The sequence below is a fragment of the Streptomyces nanshensis genome (assembly GCF_001751255.1).
GTDB classification, from domain to species: Bacteria; Actinomycetota; Actinomycetes; order Streptomycetales; family Streptomycetaceae; genus Streptomyces; species Streptomyces nanshensis_A.
In genome coordinates this window covers 1-9,784 of sequence record NZ_LJGW01000330.1, presented here as the reverse complement: position 1 = coordinate 9,784, position 9,784 = coordinate 1, and the positions used below count along the sequence as shown (strand labels likewise).

General features: G+C 73.6%; 7 protein-coding genes. All 7 read left to right on the top strand.

Annotated features, from left to right (window positions below):
• Positions 1-1,529, top strand: a 1,529-nt coding sequence (locus tag AN218_RS19615) for a beta-N-acetylhexosaminidase (protein ID WP_171908725.1), incomplete at its 5' end; no start/stop codon positions are given.
• Positions 1,530-2,005: 476 nt separating this feature from the next.
• Complete coding sequence (locus AN218_RS19610; protein ID WP_070018197.1) at positions 2,006-2,866, top strand: FAD binding domain-containing protein; 861 nt, start codon at positions 2,006-2,008, stop codon at positions 2,864-2,866.
• Positions 2,863-5,148 carry a 2Fe-2S iron-sulfur cluster-binding protein gene (locus tag AN218_RS19605; protein ID WP_079132355.1) on the top strand — a complete coding sequence of 762 codons (2,286 nt, stop codon included), beginning with the start codon at positions 2,863-2,865 and terminating at the stop codon, positions 5,146-5,148. Before AN218_RS19610 ends, AN218_RS19605 begins: the two co-directional genes overlap by 4 nt.
• Positions 5,145-5,360 carry a hypothetical protein gene (locus AN218_RS36830; protein ID WP_171908724.1) on the top strand — a complete coding sequence of 72 codons (216 nt, stop codon included), beginning with the start codon at positions 5,145-5,147 and terminating at the stop codon, positions 5,358-5,360. The genes AN218_RS19605 and AN218_RS36830 overlap by 4 nt, the downstream gene beginning before the upstream one ends.
• 238 nt (positions 5,361-5,598) lie before the next feature.
• Complete coding sequence (locus tag AN218_RS19600) at positions 5,599-7,731, top strand: xanthine dehydrogenase family protein molybdopterin-binding subunit (protein ID WP_420855992.1); 2,133 nt, start codon at positions 5,599-5,601, stop codon at positions 7,729-7,731.
• A 445-nt stretch (positions 7,732-8,176) separates the two neighbouring features.
• Positions 8,177-8,506: a hypothetical protein gene (locus AN218_RS19595; RefSeq protein ID WP_079132353.1), complete on the top strand. Its 330-nt coding sequence runs from the start codon at positions 8,177-8,179 to the stop codon at positions 8,504-8,506.
• Positions 8,507-8,528: 22 nt separating this feature from the next.
• Positions 8,529-9,784 (top strand): hypothetical protein (locus AN218_RS37570; RefSeq protein WP_070018196.1); only part of this gene is annotated, 1,256 nt, incomplete at its 3' end.

The window sequence follows — 9,784 nt, the reverse complement described above, 5'->3', positions numbered from 1 at the left end:
GCGGGCGGATCGTGCTGCGTACGGACGACGGCGTCGCCGCACGGCTCGGCCCGGAGGGCTATGTGCTCCAGGCGGACCCCGGCTGTCTGCGCATCGACGGCGGCGGACCCGCCGGGGTCTTCTGGGGCGCGCAGACGCTGCGGCAGCTCCTCGGGCCCGCCGCGTACCGGCGCGCCCACGCCGCGCGGGACGCGTCCGCCCGTACCGCCTGGCGGATACCCGCCCTGCGCGTCGAGGACGCACCGCGCTTCGCATGGCGCGGCCATCTCCTCGACGTGGCACGGCACTTCATGCCCAAGGAGGGCGTGCTGCGCACCCTCGACCTGCTCGCCGCGCACAAGCTCAACGTCCTGCATCTGCATCTCACCGACGACCAGGGCTGGCGCGTCGAGATCCACGGGCGGCCACGGCTGACGGAGGTGGGCGGCGTCCGCGCGCGCAGCCGCGTCGGGCACCGGGCCTCGCCGCTGTGGGACGAGCGGGCGCACGGCGGCCGGTACACGCAGGAGGATCTGCGGGAGATCGTCGCCTACGCGGCCGACCGCCACATCACCGTCGTCCCCGAGATCGACATCCCCGGGCACTCGCAGGCCGCCGTCGCCGCCTACCCGGAACTCGGCAACACCGACGCCGTCGACACCGCCGCGCTGGGCGTGTGGACGGAGTGGGGCGTGAGCCGCCATGTGCTGGCGCCGGGCGAGCATGTGCTGCGCTTCTACGAGGAGGTGCTGGAACAGGTCCTGGAGATCTTCCCCTCCCGCTTCGTCCACCTCGGCGGCGACGAGTGTCCCCGGGACGAGTGGCACGCGTCGCCGTCCGCGCGTGCCCGGATGCGCGAACTGGCGGGCCCCGCAGGCGAATCGGCGGACCCGGCGGCGGTCCTCCAGGCGTGGTTCGTACGGCACTTCGACCGCTGGCTCGCCGCGCGCGGACGGCGCCTCATCGGCTGGGACGAGATCCTCGACGGCGATCCCGGCCTCACCGAGGGCGCGGCCGTCTCGTCCTGGCGCGGCACACAGGGCGCGGTCGCCGCCGCGCGCGCCGGGCACGACGTGGTGCTCTGCCCGGAGCAGCAGGTCTACCTCGATCACCGGCAGGACGGCGGCGCGGACGAGCCCGTGCCGCTCGGCTTCGTCCGTACGCTGCGCGACGTCCACGGATTCGAGCCCGTACCACCGGAGTTGGCGGGGACTCCGCACGAGCGCCGGGTGCTGGGCGCGCAGGCCAACATGTGGACCGAGTGCGCGGAGAGCCAACAGCGCGTGGACTACCAGACGTTCCCGCGGCTCGCGGCGTTCGCGGAGGCGGTGTGGTCGCCGGTGCCGGTGCCGTCCGGTTCCGGGGACGGGCCCGAACGGGCGGGCGGCGCCCGGGACTTCGCGGACTTCGAGCGGCGCATGGCCGACGGGCACTACGCACGGCTGGCGGCGATGGGCGTGGACTTCCGTCCGCCAGGCGGCCCGCACCCCTGGCAGCGCCGACCGGGCATCGCGGGACGGCCGTTGGACGGACCGCCGGCCACGCCCTGACCGCGTACCGGGCCAGTGGCGAAACCGCGTACCGGCATCGCGTACCGGAACCGCGTACCGGGCCGTGCGCGTGTACCGGGCCGTGGTCGCGGAGCGTTGCGGCACGGCGCCCGTCGCCGTGTCCGTCGGCGGGTCCGTAACCGCGTGCGGCCCGTGTGGTCCGTAGCACGAAAGTCCGCACGAGGGCCGTGACGGGCACAACCGCCCCCGACGGTGCCAAACCACCGCTTGCCCGCGTGAGCTGGGGATTACGGACCGTCGCCGCGTACAGGGGACGAGGGGGATGGGAGCGGGCGGATCAACCCATAACGGGCCCCCGGTCCGACTGTCCGCCGAGATGTGCCAGAGTTGCTTCGTCCGGCCGGTGAGCACGTACCGTACGGGCACGAGCAGCCGGGTCGACCGGGGAAGGGGCGGCTGTATTGAGCACGCAAGCACAGCATGAACACCATGCGCCACAGGCTGTGCCGTCGGTCATGCTCCCCACCACGCTCGACGAGGCCGTGGCCGCGCTCACCGCGGTGCCCGCCGCCGTGCCCGTGGCGGGCGGCACGGATCTGATGGCGGGCGTCAACGCCGGTCATCTCCGCCCCGCCGCGCTCGTCGGACTCGGACGCATCAGCGAGATCCGCGGCTGGCAGTACCTGGACGGCGAGGCCCTCCTCGGCGCCGGTCTCACCCACGCCCGCATGGGCCGCCCCGACTTCTCCGCCCTCATCCCCGCGCTCGCGGCCGGCGCGCGCGCCGCCGGGCCGCCGCAGATCCGCAACGCGGGCACGCTCGGCGGCAACGTCGTCAGCGCGCACCCCACGGGCGACACCCTGCCGGTGCTCGCGGCGCTGGAGGCCACGCTCGTCGTCGCCGGCCCGGAGGGGGCGCGGCGCGAGATCCCCGTGAGCCATCTGCTCGCGAACGTGGACATGTTGCGGCCCAGCGAGATCGTCGGCCATGTGCGGGTGCCGCTGCTGCACGCGCCGCAGACCTTCCTCAAGGCGACGGGCCGTACCGGCCCCGGCCGTGCCCTGGCCTCCGTCGCCGTCGTGCTCGACCCGGTGCGGCGCGGGGTGCGCTGCGCGGTGGGCGCGGTGGCGCCGATGCCGCTGCGTCCGCTGGAGGCGGAGCGCTGGATCGCCTCGCTCATCGACTGGGACGGCCAGCGCGGACTGGCCCCCGAAGCACTCGCCGCCTTCGGCGACTACGTCGCGATGGCGTGCATCCCCGATCCCGCCCCGCCCGAGGACGGCGGGGAGGCTCCCGCACTTCCGCCCGCGGCCTTCCACTTGCGGCGTACGGTGGCAACACTGGCCCGCCGAGGACTCGGGAGGGCGCTCGCATGAGCAACGGCAGCCCGCACGGCCCCGGCGCACAGGGCGGCGAGGGGTACGGCCACGGGCAGGGGTACGGGCAGCGTTACGCGGACGGCTACGGCGCCGGTCACGGTGAGTACGCCGACGAGGGCGGCTGGGGCGCCGAGTACGGGGAGTACGGCGAATACGGCGAGTACGCCGACTACAGGCAGCAGGCCCGTCCGCAGCAGCAGCAACACCAGCAGCAACAGCAGTATCCGCAGGACGGTTCGTACCCGCGCGGCGGCTGGGGCGGGGAGTCCGACCAGGACGCGACCGCGTTCGTACAGCTTCCCTCGGGTCCGCTGCCGCCTCCCGGCGCCGGAGTCGAGGCGTGGGGTCCGCTCGCCGCACCCGGTACGGGCCAGGGCGGCTACACGCCGCCGCCGCTGGACCAGGCCGAGGCGGCGCGGCAGCAGGGCGGACAGCCCGTACCGCCCGCGGCGGAGGAGCCGGGCGGCCCGTCCGGGCAGTGGGCGATGCCGTTCGGGCAGGGGAGCCCGGCGCCGGGCGGCTACGACCCGGCCGCGTACGAGCAGCAGCACGGCCGGCAGCACGAGCAGCACCACGGGCGTCCGCAGGGCCAACAGCCCGGTGTCTCCCCGGACTTCGGGGGTCAGGGACCCGGTCAAGGACAGAGCCCGGCCCAGGAACAGAGTCAGGGTCACGGACAGGGACAGGGTCAGGGTCAGGGCCAGTCGCAGAGTCAGAGTCAGGGACAGGGTGCCGCGGCGGCTCTCGCGGGTTCGCACGAGGCGCGGACGCAGCGGCGTCCGCTCGGCTCGGGCGGCGGCGCCGGCACCGTGGACGAGGCCGAACCGATAGGCCCTGGCACGCAGTTCGGCGGTACGGCGGCTCCGGGGCACGGCCCCGTACAGCACACGCAGCAGCGGCAGCACCAGCAGCCGCAGCACCGGCATCCCCAGGACGCCGCGGGGGAGGCGCACTTCGCGCAGGCGCACGCGCGGCGCCAAGTGCCCTTCGACGGCTACGACTCCGCGCCCGCGCCCGGCGAGAACGCCGCGGACGCGGTGCAGGGGGCGTACGCACCGCAGCAGCCCGGAGGTCCGGCGGCTCCGGCCGAGGACACCGGCCGGGACTCCGGACAGGAGCAGGACCAGGGCGGGGCCGGCGCTTCCGCGCGTACGGACGAGACGGGCGCGGGCGCGTCCCACGACGGCGCGAACGGGGCGGACGGGGCGAACAGCGGGAACGGCGCGGGTGACGACGGTGACGCGCGGCTCGCGATGGGGACGGTGCGTTCCGGACTGCCGTTCACGCCCTCGTCGACCAAGAGCAGTGCGACGGCGTCCCCCGAGCCCTCGGTGTCGCCGGCCTCACCGGAGCCTTCGGCGGCCGACGCCGGCGCGCGCCCGGACGGAACGGGTGTGGGAACCGGCAACGGGTCCGGCATCGGAACCGGCATGGGGTCCGGTAGCGGAAGCGTGACCGGAACCGTCGCGGCGGCCTCGCCGAACGGTGCGTCCGGTACCGACGGCGCGTCCGCCGACGCCCGTTCGGCGTCCCCGGAGACGGCACCGGGCCCGGACGCGGACGCCACCGGCAGGGACTCTGCCGACTCTGCCGACCCGGCCGCCACCGACACCGAGGTCTCCGAGGAGGCCCCCCTCGAACTCGCCCCGGAACTCGGCGGCGAGCACCCCCATGTCTCGTACGTCCTCCACGTCAACGGCGTCGACCGCCCCGTCACCGACGCCTGGATCGGCGAGTCCCTGCTCTACGTGCTCCGCGAGCGCCTCGGCCTGGCCGGCGCCAAGGACGGCTGCTCGCAGGGGGAGTGCGGCGCCTGCTCCGTGCAGGTCGACGGCCGGCTCGTCGCCTCGTGCCTCGTACCGGCGGCGACGGCCGCGGGCAGCGAGATCCGTACGGTCGAGGGCCTGGCCGCCGACGGCCTCCCCTCCGACGTGCAGCGCGCGCTCACCGAGTCGGGCGCCGTGCAGTGCGGCTTCTGCGTGCCCGGCATCGCGATGACCGTGCACGACCTGCTGGAGGGCAACCACGCGCCCAGCGAGCTGGAGACCCGCAAGGCGCTCTGCGGCAACCTGTGCCGCTGCTCCGGCTACCGGGGAGTGCTCGACGCGGTCCGTACGGTCGTCGAGGAACGCGCCGAGCAGGCCGCCCGCGAGGAGGCCGAGGCGGAAGCCGAAGCGGAGGCGTACGAACAGGAGTTGGGGAACGCCTCGGCACACATCCCGCACCAGGCCGGACCGGGCTCGGGCGGCGCGCACTTCCCCGGGGGAGGCGGCGCATGAGGCGCGAGCGCGTACGCGAGCACGCCGTACGGGAACAGGCCGTGCGGGAACAGGCCGTGCGGGAGCACGCCGTACAGGAAGAGGGCGTACGGGAACAACGCGTAGGTGAGCGGCGCGTACGGGAACAGGGCGTACGGGAGCGGCGCGCACACGCACACCGCCCGGAGGAGCACCGCGTGCAGGGACGACGCGGAAAGGCAGCAGCGGCATGACCAGCACGGCCGACGGCCCCGGCGCCGTCNCCCGGCGCCGTCACAGCGCCCCCCGCACAGGGCACANGTCACAGCGACCCCCGCACAGGGCACACCGCTCTCCAACCCGCCTGCCGACACCGGCCCCGCCACACACGGCATCGGTGCGTCCCTCCCCTCCACCGACGCCCCCGCGAAGGCCGAGGGCACCTTCCCGTACGCCGCCGACCTGTGGGCCGAGGGCCTGCTGTGGGCCGCGGTGCTGCGCTCGCCGCACCCGCACGCCCGTATCCTCTCCATCGACACCGAGCAGGCCGCGGCGCTCACGGGCGTGCACGCCGTCGTCACCCACGAGGACGTCCCCGGCGACGCGGGCCACGGCCGCCGGGTCGCCGACCAGCCCGCCTTCGCCCGCGACATCGTGCGCTACTACGGCGAGCCGGTCGCCGCCGTCGCCGCCGACCACCCCGACACGGCCCGGCTGGCGGCCGCGGCGATCAGCGTCGAGTACGAGCCGCTGGAGGCGGTCACCGACCCGGAGAAGTCCTTCGAGGCCGAACCGCTGCACCCCGACGGCAACTTGATCCGCCACATCCCGCTGCGCTTCGGCGACCAGGACATCACCGGCGACGTCGTCGTCGAGGGCCTCTACCGCATCGGCCGTCAGGACCCGGCGCCCATCGGGGCCGAGGCGGGGCTCGCGGTGCCGCGTCCCGACGGCGGCGTGGAGATCTACACCGCCTCCACCGATCCGCACACCGACCGCGATCTGGCCGCCGCGTGCTTCGGGCTGCCGCCCGAGCAGGTCAAGGTCGTCGTCACCGGCGTACCGGGCGCGATGGGCGACCGTGAAGACACCGGTCTCCAGGTCCCGTTGGGCCTGCTGGCGATGAAGACCGGCAGCCCGGTGAAGATCGCCGCCACGCGCGAGGAGTCCTTCCTCGGACACGCGCACCGCCATCCCACGCTGCTGCGCTACCGCCATCACGCCGACGCCGAGGGCCGGTTGGTCAAGGTCGAGGCGCAGATCCTCCTCGACGGCGGCGCGTACGCCGACACCACCGGGGACGCGCTCGCCGCGGCCGTCTCCTTCGCCGCGGGCCCCTACGTCGTACCGCACGCGACGATCGACGGCTGGGCCGTACGCACGAACAACCCGCCCTCCGGCCATGTGCGCGGCGAGGGCGCGATGCAGGTGTGCGCGGCCTACGAGGGCCAAATGGACAAGTTGGCCGCCCAGTTGCGCATGGACCCGGCGGATCTGCGGATGCGCAACGTCATGTCGACCGGCGACCTGCTGCCGACCGGACAGACCGTCACCTGCCCCGCGCCCGTGGCCGAACTGCTGCGCGCCGTACGGGAGACACCGCTGCCGGCGCTGCCCAAGGACAGCCCCGAACGCGACTGGCTGCTGCCCGGCGGCCCCGAGGGCGCGGGCGAACCGGGCGCGGTGCGGCGCGGCGTGGGCTACGCCCTCGGCATGGTCCACATGCTCGGCGCGGAGGGCGCCGACGAGGTCTCCACGGCGACCGTGCGCGTCAACGGGCCCGTGGCGACGGTGATGTGCGCCGCCGTCGAGTCGGGGCAGGGCTTCACGACGCTGGCCCGCCAGATCGTCCAGGAGACGCTCGGCATCGACGAGGTGTACGTGGCGCCCGTCGACACCGACCAGCCGACGGCGGGCGCGGGCGCGCACAGCAGACACACGTGGGTCTCGGGCGGCGCGGTCGAGCGCGCGGCGAAGATGGTCCGTACGCAGTTGCTCCAGCCGCTGGCCGCGAAGTTCGGCATGTCGACCGAACTGCTGACGATCGCCGACGGCAAGATCACCTCCTACGACGGCGTGCTCTCGACGACGGTCGCGGAGGCCCTGGAGGACAAGGAGTTGTGGGCGACCGCCCAGTGCCGTCCGCACCCCACGGAGGCGCTGGACGAGACGGGGCAGGGCGACGCGTTCGTGGGGCTGGCCTTCGCCGCCGTACGCGCCGTCGTCGACGTCGACGTCGAACTCGGCTCGGTCCGCGTGGTCGAGATGGCCATCGCGCAGGACGTGGGCCGCGTGCTGAACCCGCGTCAGCTCCGCGCCCGCATCGAGGCGGGCGTCACACAGGGCGTCGGCGCGGCCCTGACCGAGCACCTCCGCATCAACCGCGGCGTGGTGCGCCAGCCGGACTTCACGGGTTACGCGCTGCCGACGGCACTGGACGCGCCGGAGGTCCGCATCGTCCAACTCATCGAGGAACAGGACGTGGTGGCCCCCTTCGGCGCCAAGGCGGCCTCGGCGGTCCCGGTCGTCACCTCGCCGGCGGCGGTCGCCTCGGCGGTCCGCGCGGCGACGGGCATGCCGGTCAACCGGCTGCCGATCCGGCCGCAGACGGCGGTGGGGGGCTGAGGGCGCGGCGAGGGCGCCGCGGCTGCGCGGTTGCGCCTTCCGGCGCCCGGACGGGGGGCCCTACAGCGCTTCCCGTCCCCTCACGCCCATCACGATCCGGTATCGCCGGACGCCTCAACTCCGTTGCGCTGCGCGGCACTTGTCCCTTTGCTCCCTGCGGCCTGAACTCCGCTTCCCCGGCCCGTAGCAGGTAAGGGCAGGAGGGCGGAGGAACCGTCCACGGGGCCGGGTTCCGCGCCGGCCGAACTCCCGTGAAGGGCAGGCCCGGTGACCGCCTGTCAGTGGTCGTTACTAGGGTGTACCTGAATCATGTTTGCGGCACCATGGACGCTGTTGCCCTTGCCCTGCCAGGGGCACGGCGGACCGGACCGCTGTGACGACGCACCGCGCGTCCGCGGCCGGAGGCGCAGCCGCATGACGGAGAAGGAACGGGGAGGGTGCAGCCGTGGGTGAGATGCGAGTCGACCTCAGCGAACTCGAGGAGACCGTACGCAAGCTGAGCCGCGTCACGAGCGCCATGGGCGACTCGGTGACCAAGAGCCAGTACAACACCTTCCTCCCGAAGAACGCGCTGGGCAAAGGCTTCTCCGAGCAGACGGACATCGACAGCGCGCACACGGAGATGAAGTCGCACATCGAGGAGGTCATCAAGGTCCTCCACGAGTTGATCGACGACTTCGGCACGAAGACCAAGAAGGCGCACGGCAAGTACCAGAACGCCGAGTATGACGCGAAGCACGGCATGGACGGCGGCCGTTCGGGCTCCGGGAACTGACGGTCAGGGGGACGAGGACGACATGGGCGACGAGACCGGACTCAGCAAGTTCGACGACACCGGCAACATGTGCTACATGGGCGAGGTCAAGACCGCGTTCGCGACCTTGGAGGACATCGACTCCATGAAGGCGATGCTCGCGGACGCTAACCCGGGACAGGTCATCGAGGTGGCCGACGCCTGGCAGAAGATCTACGACCATCTGGTCGGTGGCGGCGGCAGTGTCAGGGGCGACTTCGACAAGGCGGTCGACCACATCCTCCAGCACTGGGAGGGCGAGTCCGCCGACGAGTTCGCCAAGAAGGCCCGGAAGATCAGCAAGTCGATCGGCGACTGCGCCACGTACGCCACCCGCACCTCCACGGTGATGCGCAACGTGGGACACAAGCTGAGCGAGATCAAGCCCAAGGTCGACGCGATCGAGAAGCCGAGCGGCTTCGGCAAGGCGATGGACAAGATCGGCGACGGCTTCTCGCGCGACGACACCAAGTGGAAGAGCGAGATCCACGGCAACCAGGGCGCGCAGAAGGCCCTGGACAACCACGACGGCGACCTCTCGGCGGGCAAGGAGGAACAACTCAAGGCCGCCGCGCACATGGAGGAGCTGGCGCTCACGTACACGTCGCAGGCGAAGACGATGGGGTCGTGGCAGAGGAAGCCACCGTGGAAGGGCCGAAATGACCAGGAAGACTACCCCGGTGAGCCCGGTGGAGTCGCCCCCGTCCCCGTCGGTGTGACTCCCGCCGACGACGGACCGGGAGCAGCAGTCGCAGGTGCCTCCAGGGGCAGCAGCGCGACGATGAAGACCGCTCCGAAGTCGACGTCGCCCGCCACCACGGGTACGCCCGCTTCGGCCACGAAGGTGGACGGCGTCTCGGGTGGTACGTCCACGATGCCTCGCACGGGAGGCGCAGCCGGAGGAGCGCCCACCGGTGGCGGCGTGTCGGGCGGTGCCGTCGGCGGAGCAACTCCGGGCGGTCCGGGGGGCGTTCCCGGTGGTCCGGGTTACGTCGGGCAGGCGTCGGGCGGCCGTGGCGGTGTCGCCGGCCGAGGTATCGGTGCCGCAAAGGGCGCCGGTGGCCGGGTTCCCGCGGGTCTCGGCTCCGGCGGAGCAGGCGGCGCCGCGGGCAAGGGCGTAGGCGCGGGCGCCGGACGGGGACCGCTGGCTCGCCAGCGTGGTGGTGTCCTCGACACTCCGCAGCAGGGGAAGGGCGCCGCACGGCAGGGCGGCCAGGGGCTGCACTCCAGCCGCGGCGGCACACAGGCCGGCGCCCGTGG

What these genes read in the sequence shown, in the direction of transcription:
- AN218_RS19610 (WP_070018197.1), top strand. Translation starts at nt 2,006, where the DNA reads ATGCTCCCCACCACGCTCGACGAGGCCGTGGCCGCGCTCACCGCGGTG.
- AN218_RS36830 (WP_171908724.1), top strand. Translation starts at nt 5,145, where the DNA reads ATGAGGCGCGAGCGCGTACGCGAGCACGCCGTACGGGAACAGGCCGTG.
- AN218_RS19605 (WP_079132355.1), top strand. Translation starts at nt 2,863, where the DNA reads ATGAGCAACGGCAGCCCGCACGGCCCCGGCGCACAGGGCGGCGAGGGG.